This is a genomic window from Streptomyces sp. NPDC001406, from assembly GCF_042895285.1.
GTDB lineage: Bacteria > Actinomycetota > Actinomycetes > Streptomycetales > Streptomycetaceae > Streptomyces.
Genome location: NZ_JBIAWG010000001.1, coordinates 605,384 through 627,828, shown reverse-complemented (window position 1 = coordinate 627,828; position 22,445 = coordinate 605,384). Strand labels below are relative to the sequence as shown.

The following is a 22,445-nucleotide window of genomic DNA, read 5'->3' as shown; positions in this document are numbered from 1 at the left end:
CGGTGCGGCGTCCGCCGGTGCCGAGCCGACACGGGCCGAGTCCACAGCTGCCGCGGCCGCGAGCAGGGCCCAGGCGGAGAAGAGCGGCACCGCAGCAGGGAAGCCCCGAGACGACGCGGCTGCATCAGCCGGTGCGGAGTCTGCCGTTACGGCGCCTGCCGGTGCGGCGTCCGCCGGTGCCGAGCCGACACGGGCCGAGTCCACAGCTGCCGCGGCCGCGAGCAGGGCCCAGGCGGAGAAGAGCGGCACCGCAGCGGACAAGCCCCGAGACGACGCGGCCGCATCAGCCGGTGCGGAGTCAGCCGTTACGGCGCCTGCCGGTGCGGCGTCCGCCGGTGCCGAGCCGACACGGGCCAAGTCCGCGCGAGCAAAGTCCGGCCGTGTGGCGTCGGCCGAGGGTCGAAAGGCCGCCCTGCGTGAGGACGTTGGGAGCGACACCTCACCTCCCGCCACCGCTGTTCCCGGCACCCCGGCTCCCGCCGCCGAGGCTGACGGCCCGGCCGCAGGCGGGGCGACCGCCGGGGCCGGGGAATCCGCCGCCGTTACGGAACCCGCCGCCGAAATCCCCGCCGAGCCGAAGCTCGACGCCGAGGCGGCCACCGACGCGGAAGTCGGCACCGCAACCCGTGCGTCCGAAACCCCTGCGTCCGACTCCCCCGCCCCCGCGACCCCCATCACAGCCGCCCCCGCCACCGCCCCCGAACCCCCGGCCCCCCGTTCCGGCAGGCGCATACGGAGGATCTGGCGCGGCTGGCGGGCCAAGTACCCCACCGTCGCCCGCGTCCTCTCCGTCGTCACCACCGTGCTGTCCGCCGCCCTCGTCTACATCTGTCTCCAGATGCCGAGCACCCTCGGCAATCTGAAGCCCGTCGAGTTCATGCGGCTGCCGGCCGAGGCGGTCCTGGGCGCGGTGGTGCTGCTCAGCCTGCCGCGGAAGCCCCGGCTGGTGGTGTCGGCGCTGTCCGGCGCGCTGCTCGGCGCGATCACCGTGCTGAACATGTTCGACATGGGGTTCAACGAATACCTGGGCCGGCACTTCAACATCGTCCTGGACTGGTCCCTGTTCGACGACGCCCGCGCCTACCTCGACGACACCCTGGGCGGGACGGCCGAGATGGGCATCACGGTCGGCGTCGTGCTCCTCGTCTTCCTGCTGATGACCCTCGTCGCCCTGGCCACCGTGCGGCTCGGCAACCTGCTGGCGAAGCACCGGGCCAGGACCTCGAAGGCCACGCTGATCGTCGGCACCGTCTGGATCACCTGCACAGCGCTCGGCCTCACGGTCGGCGGCATACCGATCGCCTCGCAGCACACCGCCGGTGTGCTGAAGGTCCAGGCGCGGACCGTGCGGGACACGCTCCGGGACGAGGCGGAGTTCGCGAACGTCGCCAAGGTCGACAAGTTCGGGAACACCCCGGCCGACCAGCTGGTCCCCGATCTGCGCGGCAAGGACATGATCTTCACGTTCATCGAGAGTTACGGCCGCAGCGCCGTCGAGGACCCGATCGAGGCGCCCGGTGTCGACAAGACGCTCGACGAGCGCACGGCGGCCCTGGCGAAGGCGGGCTTCCACGCGAAGAGCGGCTGGCTGACGTCGGCGACGTACGGCGGCAGCAGCTGGCTCGGCCACTCCACCACCCTGTCGGGCCTGTGGATCAGCAACCAGCAGCGCTACCGCACCGTGATGGCCAGCGACCACCTCAGCCTGACCAAGGTGTTCAAGAAGACCGGCGCCTATGACACGGTCGGCGTGATGCCGGGCGTGCAGAAGGGCTGGCCCGAGCAGAAGTACTACGGCCTCGACAAGGTCTACAACGCCTTCCAGCTGGGCTATGAGGGACCGAAGTTCAGCTGGTCGACCATGCCCGACCAGTACGCCCTCGAACAGTTCCAGCAGCGGGTGCACAGCCAGAAGCGCGCCGACGGCAAGCAGCTGATGTCGGAGATCATCCTGACCTCCAGCCACCAGCCGTGGGCGCCGATCCCGAAGATGGTCGGCTGGGACCAGCTGGGCGACGGCTCGGTCTTCAAGGGCATCCAGGCGGCGGGCAACAAGGCGTCCGACGTCATCGCCGACACCACCAAGTCCCGGCAGGAGTACGGCAAGTCGATCCAGTACTCGGTGACCGCCCTGACCCAGTGGCTGGAGCGCTACGGCAACGACAACACCGTGCTCGTCTTCCTCGGCGACCACCAGCCCATCGCCCGGGTCAGCGGCAACCACGCCAGCCGCGACGTGCCGATCTCGATCGTCGCCAAGGACCCGAAGGTCCTCGACAAGATCGCCGGCTGGAACTGGACGGACGGACTGCGCCCCGCGCACAACGCGCCGGTGTGGAAGATGAGTTCCTTCCGCGACCGCTTCCTGACGGCGTACGGCTCGACCCCGCACCCCAAGAAGGGCTGATCAGCCGCCGGAGGTGTCCAGCTCGGCATCCTCGCTGACACCGGCACAGTCGTACGGGTCCTTCAGCCAGCCGTCCGGCAGCACCACCCGGTTGTTGCCGGACGTACGGCCGCGGGGCCCGTCGGCGCCGACGGGCCAGGGCTGGTCGAGGTCCAGTTCGTCGAGGCCGGCCCGCAGTTCCTGAAGCGAGGAGGTGATCGCGAGCCGCTTGCGCATCTCGGAGCCGACCGAGAAGCCCTTCAGATACCAGGCGACGTGCTTGCGGAAGTCGATGACGCCCCGCGACTCGTCGCCGATCCACTCCCCGAGCAGGGTCGCGTGCCGGACCATGACATCGGCGACCTCGCGCAGCGAAGGCCGCTTGATGTCGTCGGTCCGGCCCTCGAACGCCGCCACCAGGTCCGCGAACAGCCACGGCCGACCGAGGCACCCGCGGCCCACGACCACCCCGTCGCAGCCCGTCTCCCGCACCATCCGCAGCGCGTCCTCGGCCGACCAGATGTCGCCGTTGCCGAGGACCGGGATCTGAGGGACGTGCTCCTTGAGGCGGGCGATGGCGTCCCAGTCCGCCGTGCCGCCGTAGTGCTGGGCGGCGGTGCGGCCGTGCAGCGCGATGGAGGTGACGCCCTCCTCGACCGCGATCCGTCCGGCGTCGAGATAGGTGATGTGGTCGTCGTCGATGCCCTTGCGCATCTTCATCGTGACCGGCAGGTCGCCGGCGCCGGAGACCGCCTCGCGCAGGATCGCCCGCAGCAGGTTGCGCTTGTAGGGCAGGGCCGAGCCGCCGCCCTTGCGGGTCACCTTCGGGACCGGGCAGCCGAAGTTCAGGTCGATGTGGTCGGCGAGGTCCTCCTCCGCGATCATGCGGACGGCCTTGCCGACGGTCGCCGGGTCGACGCCGTACAGCTGGATCGAGCGCGGCTTCTCGGTCGCGTCGAAGTGGATCAGCTGCATCGTCTTCTCGTTGCGCTCGACCAGCGCCCGGGTCGTGATCATCTCGCTCACGAACAAGCCCTTGCCCCCACTGAACTCCCTGCACAGCGTGCGGAAGGGCGCGTTGGTGATGCCGGCCATGGGGGCCAGCACGACGGGCGGCTGGACGGTGTGCGGGCCGATCTGGAGAGGGGACGCGGGCGTGGGCATTCCCCCATTGTCGCTTACGACGACAGATGCGCCAGTCATTAGTTAGCCGCACTATCGAAATCGGCGTACGATGAAACGCATGCCCGAGCTCAGCCCTCGCCGCCGCCAACTGGTCCTCGCGATCTGCTGTATGAGCCTGCTGATCGTGAGCCTGGACGTCACCGCCCTGAACGTCGCCCTGCCGTCGATGCAGCACGAACTGGACGCCGGTACGTCGGGGCTGCAGTGGACGATCGACGCCTACACGCTGGTGCTGGCCTCGCTGCTGATGCTCGCGGGCTCCACGGCCGACCGGGTCGGCCGCAAGAGGGTCTTCATGGCGGGCCTGATCGTGTTCTCGCTCGGCTCGCTGCTCTGCTCCCTCGCGCCCAGCCTCGACGCACTGATCGCGTTCCGCATGCTCCAGGCGATCGGCGGCTCCATGCTCAACCCGGTCGCCATGTCGATCATCACCAACACCTTCACCGACCCGCGTGAGCGCGCCCGCGCCATCGGCGTGTGGGGCGCGGTCGTCGGCATATCGATGGCCGCGGGACCGCTGATCGGCGGCCTGCTGGTGGAGTCGGTCGGCTGGCGCTCCATCTTCTGGGTCAATCTGCCGGTGGGCCTCACCGCGCTGCTCCTCACCCTGCGCTACGTCCCCGAGTCCCGCGCGCCCAAGGCCCGCCGCCCCGACCCCGTCGGCCAGCTGCTGGTGATCGCGCTGTTCGGCTCGCTGACGTACGCGATCATCGAGGCGCCCTCCTCGGGCCCCGGCACGGTGGCCCCGTTCGCCGCCGTGGCCCTCGTCGCCCTGCTCGGGCTGCTCCGGTACGAGCCCCGGCGCGAGGAGCCCCTCATCGATCTGCGCTTCTTCCGTTCGGTGCCGTTCAGCGGCGCCACGGTGATCGCGATCAGCGCGTTCGCGGGGCTCGGCGGCTTCCTGTTCCTGTCCACGCTGTATCTGCAGAACGTGCGCGGGCTCGACGCGCTGCACGCGGGGCTGTGGATGCTGCCGATGGCGGTGCCGACGTTCCTGTGCGCGCCGCTGTCCGGACGGCTGGTGGGCAGCCGGGGGCCGCGTCTGCCGCTGCTGATCGCGGGGTTGGCGATGACCACGAGCGGGGTGCTGTTCGCCGCGTTCGAGGCGGAGACGTCGGACGTCACGCTGTTCGCCGGGTACGTCCTGTTCGGCATCGGCTTCGGCTTCGTCAACGCGCCGATCACCAACACGGCGGTGTCGGGGATGCCACGCGCCCAGGCCGGGGTGGCCGCGGCCGTGGCCTCCACCAGCAGACAGCTGGGGCAGACGCTGGGCGTGGCCGTGATCGGCGCCGTACTGGCCTCCGGGGTGGGCTCGTCGCCGTACCGGGACGTGTTCGTGTCGGCGGCCCGGCCGGGGTGGTGGATCCTCACGGTGTGCGGCCTCGCGGTGCTCGTCGTCGGCATGCTCACCAGCGGCCGCTGGGCCCGCCGCACGGCCGAGCGCACCGCTCAGCGGCTTCAGTCGCCGGAGGTCAGGGAGGCGGCGGGCGTCACCGCCTGATCCTGCTGCGCGAGGACGAGGGCGTACAGCTTCTCCAGCCGCTCCCGGGACTCCTCGTCCGCCGGCACGTACGTCACCATCCGGGCCCCGGCCTCCGGGCTCAGCCACAGGTCCGTGTGCTCCAGGGTGAGCGGGCCCACGTCCCGGTTGCGGAAGTACTTGATCTTGGTGCGGGCGTTGACGACCTCGTACCGGTCCCAGTTGGCGCGGAACTCCGCCGACTCCGCCGTCAGCCGCTTGATCAGCATCTTCCAGGCGGGCTCGCCGAGATGACCGGCCATCGAGGCGCGCAGCCGCGCGGCCATGAGCCGCCTGGTCTCCTCCAGGTGGACGATCGCCTGCCGCCAGTCGGGGTTGGTGTGGACGAGCAGCATGCAGTTGCGGTCCTCGGGCGGTACGGCGTCGAGGTCGCCGAGGAGCCGGCCGTAGGTGCGGTTGTAGGCGAGGATGTCGTACCGGCTGTTCTGGATGCAGGCCGGGACGGGCTCCAGCCGGCGCAGCATCTCGCGCAGGGCCGGGGTCACGGTCTGGCAGCTCGCGGCGGGCGTGGGGTCGGTGGTGCCGGCCAGCTGGAAGAGGTGGGCGCGTTCGCTGGCGTCGAGCCTGAGCGTGCGCGCGAGCGCGTCCAGCACCTGTACGGAGACCTGGATGTCCCTCGCCTGTTCGAGCCAGGTGTACCAGGTCACACCGACCGCGGAGAGGTGCGCGACCTCCTCGCGGCGCAGGCCCGGGGTCCGGCGGCGCGCGCCGCGCGGCAGCCCCACCTGCTCCGGGGAGATCCGCTCACGGCGGCTGCGCAGAAAGGTTGCCAGCTCGTGCCGCCGGATCTCCGAGCCCCGTACCGGCCGGGCGGGCGCCTCTTCGGTCATGGACGTCATGTCCCCAGCCTGCCCCTGCGCGAAGCCTGTTTCCAGGTAGTTCTTCTACCAGGACAAGAAGACTCTGGTACCAGTCTGAGCCGCGGAGCAGGCTCGGGATCATGACCGAAACCGTCACCACACCGACAGTCCGGTCCCCGGCCGTGTCTGCCTCGCTCGGCGGCCTGGGACTTTTCACCGTACTGCTGGCCGCGGCCCTTCCTCTGGTCGACTTCTTCATCGTCAACGTCGCCCTGCCCACGATCGGCAGGGACCTCGCCGCGGGCGAGGCCGTCCTCGAACTCGTCGTCGCCGGGTACGGGGTCGCGTATGCCGTCCTGCTGGTCCTCGGCGGGCGGCTCGGCGACCTGTTCGGGCGGCGCCGGCTCTTTCTCGGCGGCATGGCCGCCTTCGGCCTGACCTCGCTGGCCTGCGGGCTGGCACCGGGTGCCTGGAGCCTGGTCGCGGCGCGGGTCGCGCAGGGCGCCTCGGCCGCCGCGATGCTGCCGCAGGTGCTCGCCACCATCCAGGCGGCCACCACGGGCCCGCGCCGCGCCAGGGCGATGAGCCTGTACGGCGCCACGGCGGGCCTGTCCATGGTGGCGGGCCAGATCCTGGGCGGGGTGCTGGTCGCCGCGGACATAGCGGGCAGCGGCTGGCGCGCGGTGTTCCTCGTCAATGTGCCGGTCGTCGTCCTCGGCCTGGTCCTCGCCGCCCGCTTCGTACCGGAGACCCGGTCGCAGCGGCCCGAGCCGGTCGACGGCCCCGGCACGGTCCTGCTCGCGCTGTCCCTGCTCGCGCTTCTCGTCCCGCTCACCGAGGGCCGGGCGGCGGGCTGGCCGCTGTGGACGTGGCTGTCGCTGGCCGCGTTCCCGGTCGCGGCCGGGCTGTTCTACGCGGTGGAGCGCCGCGCGGACCGCAGCGGACGCACCCCGCTCGTCCCGCCGAGTCTGTTCGCGCTGGCGTCGCTGCGCCGGGGTCTGGTGCTGATGCTGCCCTTCTCGATCGGCTTCAGCGGCTTCATGTTCGTGATCGCGGTGGCGCTGCAGAGCGGCGCGGGCCTCGGCCCGGTCCCGGCGGGTCTTGCGCTCGCCCCGATGGCGGTGACGTTCTTCTTCGTCTCGCTCGCCGGGCCGCGTCTGGTGGCCCGGTACGGCACCCGTGTGGTGACCGCCGGCTCGCTGATCCAGGGGGTGGGTGTGGCGCTGATCGCGCTGGCCGCCTGGCGCGACTGGCCCGGCCTGGGCTTTGTCGAACTGCTCCCCGGTGTCGCCGTCGCCGGTGCGGGGCAGGCGCTCCAACTGCCCGTCGTGATGCGGATCGTGCTGTCCGAGGTGCCGTCGGTGCGGGCGGGCGTCGGCAGCGGTGTGATGGTGACCACGCAGCAGTCGGCCCTGGCGCTGGGCGTGGCGACGCTGGGCACGCTGTTCCTCTCCCTGGTCCCGGGGCACGGTATGCGGGACGCCCTGGTCACAACGCTGCTGGTACAGCTGGCGGGGGTGGCCCTCACCGGTCTGCTGAGCCTGCGCCTGCCGAGAACGATCAGCTGACGCCTTGGCCACAGCTTGGCCAACTCGCCGGGCAACTCTCCCTGTTGATGTTGGTCTTGCTGCACACTCCTAGCTGTTCGAGATTCACCGGGACGGGGACGCTGGAGGCGTCATGCCGCAGATCAGCTCGAGCAAGGTGAGCCGCTGGGACGGGCACGGGCGGGAGCACGTGGTCCGGGTGCAACGCACGGGAGTACAGCGCACGATCAGATGTGAGACGTGCGGCTGGCGCAAGGGGGCACAGTTCCTGCCCTGGCTGAAGGCCGAGGAGCATCTCGCCGAGGCGCACCAGGCCACGGTGGATCCGACGGCGGTGCAGCCGGCCCGATGAGTTCCGGCCGCGCAGAGAGTCGTACCCGGTACGACGCCCCGCACCGGAAGGCCGGACATGACCAGCACCCTGTACGACACCCTGCGAAGGCATCTGGACGAGGGCTCGGTGCCCGGTGCCGTGGGCCTGGTCGCCCGCGGTGACGACGTCGAGGTCGTGGCCGTCGGCTCCGTGGACGCCGACGGCTCCGCACCGATAGCCCGGGACTCGGTGTTCCGGATCGCGTCGATCACCAAGCCGGTCACGGCAGCGGCGGTGCTGATGCTGGTGGAGGACGGCCGGATCGGGCTCGACGACCCGGTGGACGCGTGGCTGCCGGAGCTGTCCGAGCCGATGGTGGTCCGGACCCCGGCCGGCCCTTTGGACGACCTGGTGCCGGCGGTCCGCCCGATCACGGTGGAGGATCTGCTCAGCTCGCGGGCCGGCTGGGGCTTCCCGTCCGACTTCTCGCTCCCGGCGGTGGGCGCCCTGTTCGAGGTCCAGAAGGACGGCCGGGCCCCGCAGGAGTACCCGGACCCGGACACGTGGGTGGCCGCGCTCGCCCGGGTGCCGCTGCTGTACCAGCCCGGCGAGGCATGGCTGTACCAGACGTGCTCCGACCTCCAGGGCGTCCTGGTGGCGCGGGCGTCGGGGCGTACGCTCCCGGAGTTTCTCGCGGAGCGGATCTTCGAGCCGCTCGGCATGACGGACACGGGGTTCGAGGTCCCGGCCGCGAAGCGGCACCGCTTCACGAGCTACTACCGCCCCGGTCCCGACGAGGGCACGCTGGAGCCGGCGGACACCCCGGACGGCGACTGGAGCCGGGTGCCGGCCTTCCCGTCGGGCGGCGGAGGCCTGGCCTCGACGGCCGACGACTACCTTGCCTTCGCCCGCATGCTCCTGAACGGCGGCGAGGGCAACGGCCACCGACTGCTCTCCCCGACCTCGGTGAGCCGCATGACCACGAACCACCTCACCGCAGCCCAGCGCGAGTTGGGCGCCCTCTTCCTGGAGGGCCAGGGCTGGGGCTACGGCGGCCAGGTGGACGTCACCCCCGCCGAACCGTGGAACGTCCCCGGCCGCTACGGCTGGGTCGGCGGCACGGGCACCACGGCCCACATCGTCCCACCCACCGGCACGATCACGATCCTGCTGACCCAGGTGGCCATGCGAAACCCGGTCCCGCCCCCGCTGATGAGGGACTTCTGGAACTGCACGGCGAGCGCCGCGCAGCGCTAGGCGCAGTCGGCGGGGAGGGTGCGGGGCGGGCCCGCCGCGCTCCCGGCCCACGCCGAGGCCGGCCCGGCGGCTGCGCGGCCGCCCGGACACCTCGCACTTCGCGCCGCTGACGCGGGCGATGGTGGACCGGCCCTCACGGCGGGTGTGTCGCGGGGCAGGCGGGGAACTGACGCCCGCGGGCGCGGCGTTCAGCACCGGCGCCGGCCCGGCGCGAGGGCGACGCCCCTGGTAGGCGCCGGCGCCGCGACGACCGGACCGGAGCGCGCTGCGTACGGCGCGCGCGAGCGCGCCTGCCGGACGTCACGCGGCAGGCGGGAATCGTCGGACAGGCCGGCTCCAGGCAACGGTGCCTCATCAGCGCAGGTGAGCGGGGCGCGGTGCGTCCAGCTGCAAGGCGGAGGAGGGCGTCGACGCGATGGGGTCCCCTGCTCGAAGAGCTTGGGGGGGGAGGGCGTGCCACGCCCCGCGACTCCGGCACGATCCGCCGGACAGGCCCTAGCCCAGCCCTAGCCCCGCAGCCCCCGGACCAGCAGGTCCACCACCGCTGTGAACTCCTCGTCCGCTCCGGGGCGTTCCCACTCGCGGGCGTAGCCCGGGTCGTGGAAGCGGCCCGTCGCCTGGAAGACCGCGCGGGCGGCGACGGCCGGGTCGGGGACGGTGAAGGTGCCGGTGGTGGTGCCGTCCTGGATGATGCGGGTCAGCTGGGCGGTCAGGTCGGCGATGTGGTCGGCGACCGCCGTGACGTTCTCCTCGGCGAGCACCGTGTACGTGCAAAACAGTTCGGGGTCGTCGCCCGCCTTGCGCCGCTTGGCCGCGAACAGGCCGGCCAGCCAGTCCCGCAGCCGGGACTCGGGGTCCCGGTCGGCGGTGACGATGCCGGACAGCGCCTCCGACGTGCGGTCCAGCCACCGCTTGGTCACGGCCTCCCGCAGCGCGGCCTTCGTACGGAAGTGCCGGTAGACGCTGCCGTGGCTGACCCCGAGCGCGCGGGCCACGTCCACCACGGTGGCCTTCGCCGGGCCGTGGCGGCGCAGCACCTCCTCGGTCGCCTCGAGGATGCGCTCGGCGGTCAGGGTCTCGGTGCTGGGTGCCATGGCCTAGACCGTACCCGGGGCCGGTCCCACTACTTGGTCCCGAGGTGTGCCATCTGCGCGGCCGGGTAGCGGTCGCCCGCCGCCGCGTCCGCCGGTACGGCCTCCTCGATCGCCCGCAGCTCGGCGTCGTCCAGCGTGACGTCCAGCGCACCCAGCGACTCCTCCAGCCGCTCCCGGGTGCGGGCACCGATCAGCGGCACGATGTCCGCGCCGCGGGACAGGACCCAGGCGATCGCGATCTGGGCCACGCTCACGCCCTTCTGCTCGGCGATCTTGCGCAGCGCCTCGACGAGGTCGAGGTTGTGCTGGAGGTTCTCGCCCTGGAAGCGGGGCGAGTGCGCGCGGAAGTCGGTCGCGGCGAGCTGCCGGTCGCGGGTGAAGTGGCCGGAGATCAGCCCCCGGGACAGGACGCCGTACGCGGTGATGCCGATGCCCAGTTCACGGGTGGTCGGCAGGATCGACTCCTCGATGCCGCGGGAGATGAGCGAGTACTCGATCTGGAGGTCCGCGATCGGTGCGGTGGCGGCGGCCCGGCGGATCGTCGCGGCGTCGACCTCGCTGAGGCCGATGTGCCGGACGTAGCCCTTCTCGACCAGTTCCGCGATCGCGCCGACCGTCTCCTCGATCGGCACGTCCGGGTCACGGCGGGCGATCCGGTAGACGTCGATGTGGTCGACGCCCAGGCGCTGGAGGGAGTACGCGGCGAAGTTCTTCACGGCCGCCGGCCGGCCGTCGTGGCCGGTCCAGTTGCCCTCCGGGTCGCGCAGCGCGCCGAACTTCACGCTGACCAGCGCCTGTTCGCGGCGGGCCGCGGGCGCGCCGCGCAGGGCCTCGCCGATCAGCATCTCGTTGTGGCCCATGGCGTAGAAGTCGCCGGTGTCGAGCAGGTTCACGCCGGCCTCCAGCGCGGCGTGGATGGTGGCGATGGCCTCACCCCGGTCCGCCTCGCCGTACAGCGGGGACATGCCCATGCAGCCGAGACCGAGGGCGGAGACCTGGGGGCCGGTGGTTCCGAGGGTTCGGGTTTGCGTCGTCATGCATCCACCATGGCATGACAGATGACAGATTTCAATATCTGTCATCTGTCATCTGTCAGTTGTCGGCCGCCATGCGTCAGGCGGCCGACCGCATGTCGCGATTTGGTCCAGACCTATTGACTAGAGGTCTGGACCACACGCACTGTCATGCCTACGACACCTCACCGCACCCCCACCGGGAGGCTCCGTATGCTGCGCCGCACGCTGCGTCTGTTCGCCGCCGCGCTGACCACTGCCGTCCTTGTCCCCCTCTCCATCGCCGCCGCCCCCACCGCGTCCGCGGCCGACACCTGCGCGGCCAAGTCCCGCCCCGCCGGCAAGGTCCTCCAGGGCTACTGGGAGAACTGGGACGGCTCCGCCAACGGCGTCCACCCGCCCTTCGGCTGGACCCCGATCACCGACTCCCGCATCGCCGCCCACGGCTACAACGTGATCAACGCGGCCTTCCCGGTCATCCGCTCCGACGGCACCGCACTGTGGGAGGACGGCATGGACACCGGCGTGAAGGTGGCCACGCCCGCCGAGATGTGCGCGGCCAAGGCGTCCGGTCGGACGATCCTGCTGTCCATCGGCGGCGCGGCGGCCGGTATCGACCTCAGTTCGTCGGCGGTCGCGGACCGGTTCGTGGCGACGATCGTCCCGATCCTGAAGAAGTACAACTTCGACGGCATCGACATCGACATCGAGACGGGCTTGGTGGGCAGCGGCAGCATCGGCCAACTGTCCACGTCACAGGCCAATCTGATCCGCATCATCGACGGGGTGCTGTCCCGGATGCCGGCCGGCTTCGGCCTGACGATGGCGCCGGAGACGGCGTACGTCACCGGCGGGAGCATCACCTACGGCTCGATCTGGGGCGCGTACCTGCCCATCGTCAAGAAGTACGCGGACAACGGCCGCCTGTGGTGGCTCAACATGCAGTACTACAACGGCAGCATGTACGGCTGCTCCGGCGACTCGTACTCGGCCGGCACGGTGGCCGGCTTCACCGCGCAGACCGACTGCCTGAACAAGGGGCTGGTCGTGCAGGGTACGACGATCAAGGTGCCGTACGACAAGCAGGTGCCCGGCCTGCCCGCGCAGCCGGGCGCGGGCGGCGGCTACATGTCCCCGAGTCTGGTCTCCCAGGCCTGGCGCCACTACGGCACCTCGCTCAAGGGCCTGATGACCTGGTCCCTCAACTGGGACGGCTCGAAGAACTGGACCTTCGGCGACAACGTCAAGGCACTGCAGGGCCGTTGAGCCTGATGAGTCCTGTGCGTCCTGTGCGTCCTGTGCGTCTCAGCGGGCGGTGAGGGCGAGTTTCGCCCCCAGCGCCACGAACGACCCCGCGAAGCCCCGCCGCAGCCACGTCATCACCCTCGGCCGTGAGGTGACGTGGCTGCGCACGGAGGCGGCGAGGACGCCGTACGCGGCGAAGACGACGAACGTCGCCAGCATGAACACGCCGCTCAGCCCCAGCATCCGGACGACCGCGTGCGGCTCGTCGGGGCTGACGAACTGGGGCAGGAACGCGAAGAAGAAGATCGTCAGCTTCGGGTTGAGAAGGTTGACCAGAACGCCCCGGACGATCACCTGCGCCGCCGAGACCGGGGCGGTGTCCCGCTCGACGGCGATCGCGTCCTTGTCCCGGACCGTGCCCCACGCCATGTGGAGGAGGTAGGCCACACCGGCGTACTTGAGGATCTGGAAGGCGGCGGCGCCGGCGTTCAGCAGCGCGGCGACACCGGTGACGGTGGCAATCACGTGCGGCACGATCCCGAGTGTGCAGGCGAAGGCCGCGACGACGCTCGCGCGGCGGCCGCGGGAGAGCCCGGCGGCGAGGGTGTAGACGACGCCGGTGCCGGGGGTGGCCACGACGACAAGGGTGGTGAGGAGGAAAGCGAGGCTCATGGGGCCACCCTGAACGCGCGACGGCCCTTGATACAGGTCCAATGAGGCACCCGTATCAAGGGCCAATGCGCCGATGGGCGGCGGGTCCCTGCGCTACGGCACCAGGGCCTGTCCGGCGGATCAGGCCGGCTCCGGGCAACGGTGCCTCATCAGCGCGGGTGAGCGGGGCGTGGTGCGTCCAGCTGCAAGGCGGAGGAGGGCGTCGACGCGTTGGGGGTCCCCCTGTTCGAGCGCAGTCGAGAACTTGGGGGAGTCGGCAACCGACGACAACGCCGCTGGGGGTCCCCCCTGCTCGAAGAGCTTGGGGGAGGGCGTGCCACGCCCCGCGACTCCGGCACGATCCGCCGGACAGGCCCTAGCAGCCGATCAGACGCCCGGCGAGGTAGCCCTCGATCTGGTCCAGCGACACGCGCTCCTGCTTCATCGAGTCACGCTCACGCACCGTCACGGCGTTGTCCTCGAGCGTGTCGAAGTCGACGGTGACGCAGTACGGCGTGCCGATCTCGTCCTGACGGCGGTAGCGGCGGCCGATGGCGCCCGCGTCGTCGAACTCGATGTTCCAGTGCTGGCGCAGCGCCTGGGCGAGCCCCTTGGCCTTCGGGGACAGCTCGGGGTTGCGGGACAGCGGGAGCACCGCGACCTTCACCGGGGCCAGACGGTGGTCGAGGCGCAGCACCGTGCGCTTCTCCATCTTGCCCTTGGCGTTGGGCGCCTCGTCCTCGACGTAGGCGTCGAGCAGGAAGGCGAGCATCGCGCGGCCGACACCGGCCGCGGGCTCGATGACGTACGGCGTCCAGCGCTCCTGGGCCTCCTGGTCGAAGTAGGAGAGGTCCTGGCCGGAGGCCTTGGAGTGGGCGCCGAGGTCGTAGTCGGTGCGGTTGGCGACACCCTCCAGCTCGCCCCACTCGTTGCCGCCGAAGTTGAAGCGGTACTCGATGTCGGCGGTGCGCTTGGAGTAGTGGGAGAGCTTCTCCTGCGGGTGCTCGTACCAGCGCATGTTCTCTTCACGCAGGCCCAGGCCGGTGTACCAGTTCCAGCGCTGCTCCATCCAGTACTCCTGCCACTTCTCGTCCTCGCCCGGCTTGACGAAGAACTCCATCTCCATCTGCTCGAACTCGCGGGTGCGGAAGATGAAGTTGCCGGGCGTGATCTCGTTGCGGAAGGACTTGCCCATCTGGGCGATGCCGAACGGGGGCTTGCGGCGCGAGGTGGTCTGCACCTGGGCGAAGTTGGTGAAGATGCCCTGGGCGGTCTCGGGACGCAGATAGGCGATGGAGCCGGAGTCCTGGGTCGGGCCGAGGTGGGTGGAGAGGAGACCCGAGAACTGCTTGGGCTCGGTGAACTGGCCCTTGTTGCCGCAGTTCGGGCAGTTCACGTCCGCCAGGCCGTTCTCCGGGAGGCGGTTGTGCTTGGCCTCGTAGGCCTCCTCCAGGTGGTCCGCGCGGAACCGCTTGTGGCAGGAGGTGCACTCGGTCAGCGGGTCCGTGAAGGTGGCGACGTGGCCGGAGGCGACCCAGACCTCGGGGGCCAGGATGACGGACGAGTCGATACCGACCACGTCCTCGCGCGACGTCACCATGTAGCGCCACCACTGGCGCTTCAGGTTCTCCTTGAGCTCGACACCCAGCGGCCCGTAGTCCCAGGCGGCGCGCTGACCGCCATAGATCTCACTGCAGGGGAATACGAAGCCACGGCGCTTGCTCAGGCTGACGATGGTGTCGATCTTGTCGGCGGCCACGGTGCTCTCTTCATTACGACGACGGGCGACGAAGCGAGATGCTTCAGAGCGAATGCTTCAGGTTACCGGCGAGGGCTCCCCCTCAACCAAATCGGCCTCCCCTATGAACATCCCGCAGGGCTTGTTGACAACGGTTTCCATCTTTGTTGAAAATGACTGTCATGAACGTACGACGACGTCACATATCCGCGGCCGCGGCGATCGCGGTCACCGCCCTCGGGACCGGCACCCTGTCCGGCTGCTCCGGCGACAGCGTCGCGGCGGCGCAGACGGGCAAGTTCGACGTCGTCGCGTCGTTCTACCCGATGGCCTTCCTCGCCGAGCAGATCGGCAAGAGCCACGTCCACGTCACCAGTCTGACCTCCCCGGGCCAGGAACCGCACGACCTGGAGATCAGCCCCCGGCAGATCGCGCAGCTCGAAGAGTCCGACGCGGTGCTCTACCTCAAGAACCTCCAGCCCTCCGTCGACAGCGCGGTGGCCCAGTCCGGGCTCAAGACCAAGATCGACGCCGCCTCGCTGACCACGCTGGAGGAGCACGGCAACGAGGTCGGCGGCCACGCGGCCGAGCACGACAGCAGCGAGAACTCCGGGGAATCCGGCAAGGACCCGCACATCTGGCTGGACCCGGTGAAGTACGCCGAGGTCGCCAAGGGGGTCGGCGCGACCTTCGAGAAGGCGGACCCGGACCACGCGGCCGACTACCGGAAGAACACCGCGGCGCTGGTCAAGAAGCTCGACGAGCTGAACACGCGGTTCAAGGACGGCTTGGCGGACACGAAGACCAAGGTCTTCCTCACCACCCACGCCGCCTTCGGCTACCTCGCCGAGCGCTACGGCCTCACCGAGGAGGCCATCAACGGCCTCGACCCGGAGTCGGAGCCCAGCGCCGCCCGCGTCAAGGACCTTGAGAAGATGGCGCGGGCCGACGGAGTCACGACCGTGTTCTACGAGACGCTCGTCAGCGACAAGACCGCGAAGACCGTCGCCCGGGACGCGGGCCTGAAGACCGACGTCCTCGACCCGATCGAGGGCATCACGGACAAGTCCCGGGGCACGGACTACTTCTCGGTCCAGGAGGCGAACCTCAAGGCGCTCCGGACAGCCCTGGGAGAGAAATGATCTTTACGGAGGACGACGCCATGGGTGAGCCCGTCATATCGATGCGCGACGTGCGGGCCGAGCTGGGCTCGCGCCCCGTCCTGCGCGGAATCGATCTCACCGTGAACCGCGGCGAGGTCGTCGCGCTGCTCGGCGCGAACGGCTCCGGCAAGTCGACCGCGATCCGCAGCCTCATCGGCCAGGTGCCGGTCAGCGGCGGCGAGATCGCGCTGTTCGGCACCCCGCGCCGCCGCTTTCGCGACTGGGCGCGCGTCGGATACGTACCGCAGCGCACCACGGCCGCGGGCGGGGTCCCGGCGACGGTGACCGAGATCGTCTCCGCGGGCCGGCTGTCCCGCACCCGCTTCGGGCTGTTCCGCAAGGCCGACCACGAGGCCGTACGGCGGGCCCTGGAGCTGGTCGGCATGGCGGACCGGGCCAAGGACTCGGTGAACGCCCTGTCCGGCGGCCAGCACCAGCGTGTGCTGATCGCCCGCGCCCTGGTCGCCGAGCCCGAGCTGCTGATCATGGACGAGCCGATGGCCGGCGTCGACCTGGCCAGCCAGGAGGTGCTCGCACAGACCCTGAGCGAGCAGGTCGCGGCCGGTACGACCGTCCTGCTCGTCCTGCACGAACTGGGCCCCCTGGAGCCCCTGATCGACCGGGCCGTCGTCCTGCGCGACGGCTGCGTCCTGCACGACGGGCCGCCGCCGCGCGCGGTGGGCCAGCACGCGCTGCCCGGCCACGACCACGTACACCCGCACGCACCGGCGGGCACCGAACCGATCCGCACGGGACTGCTGAGCTGATGGACTTCCTGAACTACGCCTTCATGCAGCGGGCGCTGCTCGCCGCCGTCCTGGTCGGCATCACCGCCCCCGCCGTCGGGATCTATCTGGTCCAGCGCCGCCAGGCCCTGATGGGCGACGGCATCGGCCACGTCGCCATGACCGGCGTCGGCCTCGGCTTCCTGCTGTCCGCCTCCCCGGTGTGGATGGCCACGGCGGTCTCCGTCCTCGGCTCGGTACTGATGGAGCTGATCCGCTGGTACGGCAGGACGCGCGGCGACATCGCCCTCGCGATGCTCTTCTACGGCGGCATGGCCGGCGGTGTGATGCTGATCAACCTCGCGCCGGGCGGCTCCAACGCGAACCTGACGTCGTACCTGTTCGGCTCCCTGTCCACGGTGTCGCAGTCCGACGTGACCGCGATCTGCGTCCTGGCCGCCTTCGTGCTGCTGGTGACGCTCGGCCTGCGCCGGCAGCTGTTCGCGGTCAGCCAGGACGAGGAGTTCGCGCGGGTGACCGGACTGCCGGTGCGCGCCCTGAACCTGCTGACGGCGGTCACGGCGGCGGTGACCGTGACGGTCGCGATGCGTGTGGTCGGCCTGCTCCTGGTGTCCGCGCTGATGGTGGTCCCGGTGGCGGCGGCACAGCAGCTCAGCCGGAGCTTCACCGCGACGTTCGCGATCGCCGTCGCCATCGGGGTGACCGTGACGATCAGCGGCACGATCACCTCGTACTACCAGTACGTGCCGCCCGGCGCGACGATCGTTCTGCTGACCATCGCCGCGTTCCTCGTGCTGACCGCACTGGCCACTCCGCTGGCCCGGCGCCGGGCCCGTGCGGCCGCCGCGGGCCGCGCTGCCGGGGACCCCGCGGAGTGCTCGATTCCGGCCACACGCGGGGCCGCCGACGAGGTCGGAGTCTGACTGCGCGCATGCCGGGCTGGCACAATGGCCGGCAGACGCAGATGCGAGCCGCGAGAGAGCCGAAGGGGCGCGCCGGTGGCGAGAGCGCGAGCGCGCAAAGGCCCGAAGGGCTGAGCACGATCGCGGTCTCGACGCCGGCTCAGGCGCCCCGTAGGCGAACGAGCCAGAGGTAGGAGGCAACCGGTGACGACCGCTGGACCGCCCGTGAAGGGCCGTGCGACCCGCCAGCGGGCCGCCGTGGCGGCGGCCCTGGACGAGGTCGACGAGTTCCGCAGCGCGCAGGAGCTCCACGACATGCTCAAGCACAAGGGCGACTCGGTCGGCCTGACCACGGTCTACCGCACCCTCCAGTCCCTCGCCGACGCCGGTGAGGTCGACGTCCTGCGCACCTCCGACGGCGAGTCCGTCTACCGCCGCTGCTCCAGCGGCGAACACCACCACCACCTCGTCTGCCGCACCTGCGGCAAGGCGGTCGAGGTCGAGGGCCCGGCGGTCGAGAAATGGGCCGAGGCCATCGCCGCGGAACACGGCTACGTCAACGTGGCCCACACGGTGGAGATCTTCGGCACCTGCGCGGAGTGCGCCGCGGGTTGAGCCGCTTGTCGTGCGGTTCGGGCCGACGTCGGCCTACACCTTCGGCAGGTGGTGGCCGATCAGTGTGCGCAGTCGGTCGATCTCCGCGGGATCGGCCGCACCCCGCTTGACCAGTACATTGGCGCAGCGTCCGGCACGGTCCGGGCTGCGCAGCACGAACACCCGGTCGTTCTCGGCGTAGCTGCCGTAGTTGCGCCATGTCCTGCGCAGGTCCGCCTGGGCGCCGACCATCCGGAGACCCTCCTCGTCCACGGTCAACCGCAGGCGGCCCTGGTGGGCGTTCGCCTTCAGGAGCCGGCTGGCGGAGAGGTGCGGCAAGAAGTACAGGAGCACCGCGTACAGCGGGAGGAAGAACGAGAAGAAGTCCAGCCGGCCCGACCGCGCCTGCAGCAGGATCAGCGCCACGCCCAGCAGGGCGACCGTGAGGACGAAGGGCAGCCGGTAGACGAAGCCCGACTTCCGCTTGCGCAGGATGAGCCGGACCGCGTCCACCAGATCGGCGTGCTGCACCTCGTACTCCAGCACGACCTCGGTCTTCTGCTGCTCGATCACGGCCCCTCCCCGGTCCTACGACGACGAGCCGTGATCGTATCCGCCCCCTCCGACCGGCCGTCAGGCGCGTCCGAAGCAGTGTTCCAGTTCGTTCAGGTCGTAGAACTTGCTGCCCTTGGAGAGCGGGTGGCAGGTGGCCTTGAAGGGGGTCTCCTTCTCGTTGTAGAGCATGCGCACCAGGTAGCGGCCGTCCTTCTCGAACACGTCCCACTGGATGTTCGCGCCCAGCGGGGCGACCGACGCGCCCCGCCAGGGGTTGTCGGCGTAGGTGTACGGCTGCTGTGGTGTCGCCGGCTTCGTGCTGCCGGGCAGGCCCATCAGGGCCGCGAGCGGGATGATCTCCTCGGCGTGGGTGAAGCGGAGTTCCGCGCCGAGGACACTGGTGCCGGCCCGCTTGGCCTCGACCTGCTCGAAGAGGTCGTCGAGCAGAACGCCGGCCATCTTGTAGGTGATGTCGCTGTCGGCGAAGCCGGGACCCTTCTCGTAGAAGTCCTCGGTGTCGCCGAGGTAGCCGAACCAGGCCGCGTCGCGGTGCGAGAGATAGCGGTCCATGCCCAAGCCGTTGCCGCCCGGGCTCTCCTCGCTCATGGCGGGGGCGATGGCGTACAGGTCGTAGACGGCCCGGGCGGCGGTGACCCGGTCGGTGATCTGCTCGACGAAGGCGTCCTTGAAGATCCGCCGCAGCACGCTGCGGGCGGCCTCGTGCGTGCGGGGCTGATCGGTGATGCTCCCCAGCGTGCTCGCCAGGCGCTGGTCGTGGGCGATGTAGTCGCGGTACGCGGCGCCGCCCGCCGCCTTGTGGAAGTACAGCAGGTCCTTGTCGGTGCGGGTCGGCCCGATCAGCGGCTTCAGCGCCGGGTCGGTCTCGGCGAGGGCGCCGGTGTACAGGTCGGCGCTGTCGACGGCCCGGCCCTGCCCGGAGCTGACGACGTCGATCTTCTCGCCGTCCCGCACGATCCGCGCGAACAGCCCCGGCAGCCGCTGCTGCGTCCGCCGGGCGGTCGACCGCATCTCCTGCTTGCCGCGTCCGCTGAGGTTGCCGTACCCCACCTTCGCCATCGCGTCGAGCAGCGCCCGCACCTTCGGGCCGAACTCCTCGCCCCTGCGGGTGAGTTGACCCTCCGACTCGGCCTTGTCCCACAGGGCGAGGACAAGGTCCCCGTCCTCGCTGTCGGTGGCCGCACGGGAGCCGTGCCGGGAGACGTTCTCCGTGAAGACGGGCGTGAATCCGGCGGGCGGCCGCTCGTAGCCGCGCGGGTTCTGCCCGGGGGCGTACGGCGCCTTGGTGCCGTAACTGTCGTAGTGCGCGGGCCGGTCCGCGGCCTGCGTGGGCAGCGCCGCGGCCAGCAGGGCGCACAGGGCGAGGGCGGGGCTGAGGCGTCTCATGGGCGGATCGTCGGCGATCCCCGTGAACCGCCGGTGGCTACGAAGTGGACTTGCCTTCCATCGCCAGCAGTTCCTCGTTGGGGATGGCTCCGCCGAACCGCCGGTCCCGGGAGGCGTATTCGATGCAGGCCCGCCACAGGTCGCGCCGGTCGAAGTCGGGCCACAGCACGTCCTGGAAGACCATCTCGGCGTAGGCGCTCTGCCAGATCAGGTAGTTGGAGGTGCGCTGCTCGCCGCTCGGGCGCAGGAACATGTCCACGTCCGGCATGTCCGGGTAGTACATGTACTTCTGGAGGGTCTTCTCGTTCACCTTGGACGGGTCGAGGCGGCCCGCCTTCACGTCCGCGGCCAGCGCCTGCGCGGCGTCGGCGATCTCGGCGCGGCCGCCGTAGTTCATGCAGAAGTACAGGGTGAGCAGGTCGTTGCCCTTGGTCTGCTCCTGGGCCACCTGGAGCTCCTTGGCGACCGACTTCCACAGCTTGGGCATGCGGCCCACCCAGCGCACCCGGATGCCGAGTTCGTCGAGCTGGTCGCGGGTCTTGCGGATGAAGTCGCGGTTGAAGTTCATCAGGAAGCGCACCTCGTCGGGCGAGCGCTTCCAGTTCTCGGTGGAGAAGGCATAGAGGGAGATGTTGCGGACGCCGATCTCGATCGAGCCCTGGAGGACGTCCAGGACGCGCTCGGCGCCGACCTTGTGTCCTTCGGTGCGCGGCAGCCCGCGCTCCTTGGCCCAGCGGCCGTTCCCGTCCATGACGATCGCCACGTGGTTCGGGACGAGCTCGCCGGGGAGCTTCGGGGCGCGGGCGCCGGACGGGTGCGGCTCCGGCGCCCTGTACTCGCGGCGCTGGCGTCCCAGGATCCCGCGTACGACCATGTGCTTCTCGTCTCCTCGTGCTTCTTCGTTTGCTTGTGCTGCTACTTCTCGACGTATCTGAGCGAGCGCAGTCCGCGCTCCAGATGCCAGTGCAGGTAGGCGGACACCAGCCCGCTGCCCTCCCGGACGTACCGCGGCTCGCACGCGTCCGCGGTCTCCCAGTCTCCCGTAAGCAGCGCGCCGAGGAGGACCAGGGTCTGCGGCGAGGGTACGACGCTGCCGGGCACCCGGCAGTCGGCGCAGACGCTGCCCCCGGAGGCGACCGAGAAGAAGCGGTTCGGTCCGGGCATTCCACACTTCGCGCAGTCGCCGAAGCTGGGCGCGTAGCCGTTGACGGCGAGGGAGCGCAGCAGGAAGGCGTCGAGGACGAGGTGCGGGGCGTGCTCGCCGCGGGCGAGGGTGCGCAGCGCGCCGACGAGCAGCAGATACTGCTGCACGGCCGGCTCGCCCTCGTGGTCGGTGAACCGCTCGGCGGTCTCCAGCATGGCGGTTCCGGCGGTGTAGCGCGCGTAGTCCGTCACGATCCCGCCGCCGTACGGAGCGATGGTCTCGCTCTGGGTGCACAGCGGCAGCCCGCGTCCGATCAGCTCACTGCCCCGGGCGAAGAACTGCACGTCGACATGGGAGAACGGTTCGAGCCGGGCCCCGAACTTGGACTTGGTCCGCCGTACGCCCCGGGCGACGGCCCGCACGCGGCCGTGACCGCGGGTGAGCAGCGTGATGATGCGGTCCGCCTCGCCGAGCTTCTGGGTCCGCAGGACGATGCCGTCGTCCCGGAAAAGACTCATGCGTCCATTGTCGCGTACGCGGTCAGCGGGCGTGGTCGGGCTGGTAAATGGCGTCCCAGGGGGCGAGGTTCCAGGGGCCGGCCCGGTTCGCCGGGTCGAGCAGGGACCGCACGTGCGCGTCGGCGGTGGCCTGGGGTGCGGGAGAGCCGGCGTCCTGGGTGCTCCGCAGCCCGTCGTGCCACACCTTGCGCCCCAGCAGGTAGTGATCGGCGTACTCCTGCCAGGAGGCGTACGTCCGCGCCACCGACGGCACGATGCTCTTCAGCGCGGTCCAGGCCTCGTGCTCCGTGATCATCCCGCAGGCGAAGCCGCGGCGGGCGACGTCGACGTACAGGGCGGCGTCCCAGGCCAGCGGCGCCACGCCGGTGAGCTGCTGGGCGCGGACCCGGTAGCCGGTGCGCGCCAGTCCGGCGAGCCGGCCGACGAGCTTGTCGCGCGAGGTGATCTCCCACCGCTCGGCCAGCCAGCGCCGGGCGCTGTCGTCGTCTATTCGCGTGAACGGGTACAGGGTGGTCCGGGAGGCGTCGCGGTCGTGGTTCACCGGCGCGCTCAGCGACACCATCCACAGCTGGTGCATCGTGAGCGGGACGGGGTACCGTCGCGCGGCCTTCGGTTTCCTCCACTCTCGCAGTCTCGTCAGCGCCATG

Annotated in this window: 21 protein-coding genes; 10 read left to right on the top strand and 11 right to left on the bottom strand. The window is 70.7% G+C overall.

Going from position 1 to position 22,445, the window contains the following annotated elements; all coding sequences use genetic code 11:
* Window positions 1–382 precede the first annotated feature (382 nt).
* On the top strand, window positions 383–2,407 hold the full coding sequence (locus tag ACFY1J_RS02765) for a CDP-alcohol phosphatidyltransferase (protein WP_390730461.1): 2,025 nt from the start codon (window positions 383–385) through the stop codon (window positions 2,405–2,407).
* Here the strand turns inward: ACFY1J_RS02765 and dusB are convergent, their stop codons facing one another.
* The gene (dusB, locus tag ACFY1J_RS02760; RefSeq protein WP_390706471.1) at window positions 2,408–3,550 is read right to left on the bottom strand and encodes a tRNA dihydrouridine synthase DusB; all 1,143 of its coding nucleotides are present in this window, start codon (window positions 3,548–3,550) and stop codon (window positions 2,408–2,410) included.
* 79 nt (window positions 3,551–3,629) lie between these two features.
* Between dusB and ACFY1J_RS02755 the strand changes: the two genes are divergently transcribed.
* Entirely contained in the window at window positions 3,630–5,075 is a 1,446-nt protein-coding gene (locus tag ACFY1J_RS02755; protein ID WP_390706472.1) for an MFS transporter, read from the top strand.
* On the opposite strand, the gene ACFY1J_RS02750 is transcribed toward ACFY1J_RS02755, so the two are convergent.
* Complete coding sequence (locus ACFY1J_RS02750; RefSeq protein ID WP_390706473.1) at window positions 5,033–5,953, bottom strand: helix-turn-helix transcriptional regulator; 921 nt, start codon at window positions 5,951–5,953, stop codon at window positions 5,033–5,035. The genes ACFY1J_RS02755 and ACFY1J_RS02750 overlap by 43 nt on opposite strands.
* Before the next feature lie 101 nt (window positions 5,954–6,054).
* On the opposite strand from ACFY1J_RS02750, the gene ACFY1J_RS02745 reads away from it, so the two are divergent.
* The 3 genes from ACFY1J_RS02745 to ACFY1J_RS02735 all read left to right on the top strand — a co-directional run bounded on the left by ACFY1J_RS02745 (window position 6,055) and on the right by ACFY1J_RS02735 (window position 9,031).
* The gene (locus ACFY1J_RS02745; protein WP_390706474.1) at window positions 6,055–7,482 is read left to right on the top strand and encodes an MFS transporter; all 1,428 of its coding nucleotides are present in this window, start codon (window positions 6,055–6,057) and stop codon (window positions 7,480–7,482) included.
* 112 nt (window positions 7,483–7,594) lie between these two features.
* Window positions 7,595–7,813 carry a hypothetical protein gene (locus tag ACFY1J_RS02740; RefSeq protein WP_263208510.1) on the top strand — a complete coding sequence of 73 codons (219 nt, stop codon included), beginning with the start codon at window positions 7,595–7,597 and terminating at the stop codon, window positions 7,811–7,813.
* Between the two features lie 57 nt (window positions 7,814–7,870).
* A complete protein-coding gene (locus ACFY1J_RS02735) occupies window positions 7,871–9,031 on the top strand; it encodes a serine hydrolase domain-containing protein (RefSeq protein WP_390730460.1) in 1,161 nt (386 codons plus the stop codon).
* Between the two features lie 506 nt (window positions 9,032–9,537).
* Here ACFY1J_RS02735 and ACFY1J_RS02730 read toward each other — a convergent pair.
* Both ACFY1J_RS02730 and ACFY1J_RS02725 read right to left on the bottom strand, forming a co-directional pair.
* A complete protein-coding gene (locus ACFY1J_RS02730) occupies window positions 9,538–10,125 on the bottom strand; it encodes a TetR family transcriptional regulator (protein ID WP_390706476.1) in 588 nt (195 codons plus the stop codon).
* Between the two features lie 29 nt (window positions 10,126–10,154).
* A complete protein-coding gene (locus ACFY1J_RS02725; RefSeq protein ID WP_390730459.1) occupies window positions 10,155–11,162 on the bottom strand; it encodes an aldo/keto reductase in 1,008 nt (335 codons plus the stop codon).
* Window positions 11,163–11,351: 189 nt separating this feature from the next.
* On the opposite strand from ACFY1J_RS02725, the gene ACFY1J_RS02720 reads away from it, so the two are divergent.
* On the top strand, window positions 11,352–12,404 hold the full coding sequence (locus ACFY1J_RS02720; RefSeq protein WP_390730458.1) for a chitinase: 1,053 nt from the start codon (window positions 11,352–11,354) through the stop codon (window positions 12,402–12,404).
* A gap of 39 nt (window positions 12,405–12,443) precedes the next feature.
* Here the strand turns inward: ACFY1J_RS02720 and ACFY1J_RS02715 are convergent, their stop codons facing one another.
* Window positions 12,444–13,055, bottom strand: a complete 612-nt coding sequence (locus ACFY1J_RS02715; protein WP_390730457.1) for a LysE family translocator — start codon at window positions 13,053–13,055, stop codon at window positions 12,444–12,446.
* Between the two features lie 355 nt (window positions 13,056–13,410).
* Window positions 13,411–14,793, bottom strand: a complete 1,383-nt coding sequence (locus ACFY1J_RS02710) for a glycine--tRNA ligase (RefSeq protein ID WP_363295046.1) — start codon at window positions 14,791–14,793, stop codon at window positions 13,411–13,413.
* Window positions 14,794–14,954: 161 nt separating this feature from the next.
* Here ACFY1J_RS02710 and ACFY1J_RS02705 point away from each other — a divergent pair, with 161 nt between their 5' ends.
* The 4 genes from ACFY1J_RS02705 (at window position 14,955) to ACFY1J_RS02690 (ending at window position 18,198) form a co-directional block, all read left to right on the top strand.
* Complete coding sequence (locus ACFY1J_RS02705) at window positions 14,955–15,914, top strand: metal ABC transporter substrate-binding protein (protein ID WP_390706480.1); 960 nt, start codon at window positions 14,955–14,957, stop codon at window positions 15,912–15,914.
* A gap of 20 nt (window positions 15,915–15,934) precedes the next feature.
* Window positions 15,935–16,702: a metal ABC transporter ATP-binding protein gene (locus tag ACFY1J_RS02700; protein WP_390706481.1), complete on the top strand. Its 768-nt coding sequence runs from the start codon at window positions 15,935–15,937 to the stop codon at window positions 16,700–16,702.
* Window positions 16,702–17,604: a metal ABC transporter permease gene (locus tag ACFY1J_RS02695; protein ID WP_390706482.1), complete on the top strand. Its 903-nt coding sequence runs from the start codon at window positions 16,702–16,704 to the stop codon at window positions 17,602–17,604. The genes ACFY1J_RS02700 and ACFY1J_RS02695 overlap by 1 nt, the downstream gene beginning before the upstream one ends.
* A gap of 183 nt (window positions 17,605–17,787) precedes the next feature.
* Entirely contained in the window at window positions 17,788–18,198 is a 411-nt protein-coding gene (locus tag ACFY1J_RS02690) for a transcriptional repressor (RefSeq protein WP_316757505.1), read from the top strand.
* A 33-nt stretch (window positions 18,199–18,231) separates the two neighbouring features.
* Here the strand turns inward: ACFY1J_RS02690 and ACFY1J_RS02685 are convergent, their stop codons facing one another.
* From ACFY1J_RS02685 to ACFY1J_RS02665, 5 genes are read right to left on the bottom strand one after another with little or no spacing between them, the layout of a single operon-like run.
* The gene (locus ACFY1J_RS02685) at window positions 18,232–18,750 is read right to left on the bottom strand and encodes a hypothetical protein (protein WP_390730456.1); all 519 of its coding nucleotides are present in this window, start codon (window positions 18,748–18,750) and stop codon (window positions 18,232–18,234) included.
* 60 nt (window positions 18,751–18,810) lie between these two features.
* Entirely contained in the window at window positions 18,811–20,136 is a 1,326-nt protein-coding gene (locus ACFY1J_RS02680) for a histidine-type phosphatase (protein ID WP_390730455.1), read from the bottom strand.
* Window positions 20,137–20,173: 37 nt separating this feature from the next.
* A complete protein-coding gene (locus ACFY1J_RS02675) occupies window positions 20,174–21,010 on the bottom strand; it encodes an isoprenyl transferase (protein WP_363295052.1) in 837 nt (278 codons plus the stop codon).
* Between the two features lie 41 nt (window positions 21,011–21,051).
* Entirely contained in the window at window positions 21,052–21,798 is a 747-nt protein-coding gene (gene recO, locus ACFY1J_RS02670; RefSeq protein ID WP_390706485.1) for a DNA repair protein RecO, read from the bottom strand.
* A gap of 22 nt (window positions 21,799–21,820) precedes the next feature.
* Window positions 21,821–22,444, bottom strand: coding sequence for a DUF1266 domain-containing protein (locus ACFY1J_RS02665; protein WP_390706486.1), 624 nt, complete (start codon window positions 22,442–22,444; stop codon window positions 21,821–21,823).
* Window position 22,445: the final 1 nt, after the last annotated feature.

What these genes read in the sequence shown, in the direction of transcription:
- ACFY1J_RS02745 (WP_390706474.1), top strand. Translation starts at nt 6,055, where the DNA reads ATGACCGAAACCGTCACCACACCGACAGTCCGGTCCCCGGCCGTGTCT.
- ACFY1J_RS02665 (WP_390706486.1), bottom strand. Translation starts at nt 22,444, where the DNA reads ATGGCGCTGACGAGACTGCGAGAGTGGAGGAAACCGAAGGCCGCGCGA.
- ACFY1J_RS02740 (WP_263208510.1), top strand. Translation starts at nt 7,595, where the DNA reads ATGCCGCAGATCAGCTCGAGCAAGGTGAGCCGCTGGGACGGGCACGGG.
- ACFY1J_RS02720 (WP_390730458.1), top strand. Translation starts at nt 11,352, where the DNA reads ATGCTGCGCCGCACGCTGCGTCTGTTCGCCGCCGCGCTGACCACTGCC.
- ACFY1J_RS02705 (WP_390706480.1), top strand. Translation starts at nt 14,955, where the DNA reads ATGAACGTACGACGACGTCACATATCCGCGGCCGCGGCGATCGCGGTC.
- ACFY1J_RS02680 (WP_390730455.1), bottom strand. Translation starts at nt 20,136, where the DNA reads ATGAGACGCCTCAGCCCCGCCCTCGCCCTGTGCGCCCTGCTGGCCGCG.
- ACFY1J_RS02700 (WP_390706481.1), top strand. Translation starts at nt 15,935, where the DNA reads ATGGGTGAGCCCGTCATATCGATGCGCGACGTGCGGGCCGAGCTGGGC.
- ACFY1J_RS02735 (WP_390730460.1), top strand. Translation starts at nt 7,871, where the DNA reads ATGACCAGCACCCTGTACGACACCCTGCGAAGGCATCTGGACGAGGGC.
- ACFY1J_RS02695 (WP_390706482.1), top strand. Translation starts at nt 16,702, where the DNA reads ATGGACTTCCTGAACTACGCCTTCATGCAGCGGGCGCTGCTCGCCGCC.
- ACFY1J_RS02725 (WP_390730459.1), bottom strand. Translation starts at nt 11,162, where the DNA reads ATGACGACGCAAACCCGAACCCTCGGAACCACCGGCCCCCAGGTCTCC.
- recO (WP_390706485.1), bottom strand. Translation starts at nt 21,798, where the DNA reads ATGAGTCTTTTCCGGGACGACGGCATCGTCCTGCGGACCCAGAAGCTC.
- ACFY1J_RS02755 (WP_390706472.1), top strand. Translation starts at nt 3,630, where the DNA reads ATGCCCGAGCTCAGCCCTCGCCGCCGCCAACTGGTCCTCGCGATCTGC.
- dusB (WP_390706471.1), bottom strand. Translation starts at nt 3,550, where the DNA reads ATGCCCACGCCCGCGTCCCCTCTCCAGATCGGCCCGCACACCGTCCAG.
- ACFY1J_RS02750 (WP_390706473.1), bottom strand. Translation starts at nt 5,953, where the DNA reads ATGACGTCCATGACCGAAGAGGCGCCCGCCCGGCCGGTACGGGGCTCG.
- ACFY1J_RS02730 (WP_390706476.1), bottom strand. Translation starts at nt 10,125, where the DNA reads ATGGCACCCAGCACCGAGACCCTGACCGCCGAGCGCATCCTCGAGGCG.
- ACFY1J_RS02715 (WP_390730457.1), bottom strand. Translation starts at nt 13,055, where the DNA reads ATGAGCCTCGCTTTCCTCCTCACCACCCTTGTCGTCGTGGCCACCCCC.
- ACFY1J_RS02675 (WP_363295052.1), bottom strand. Translation starts at nt 21,010, where the DNA reads ATGGTCGTACGCGGGATCCTGGGACGCCAGCGCCGCGAGTACAGGGCG.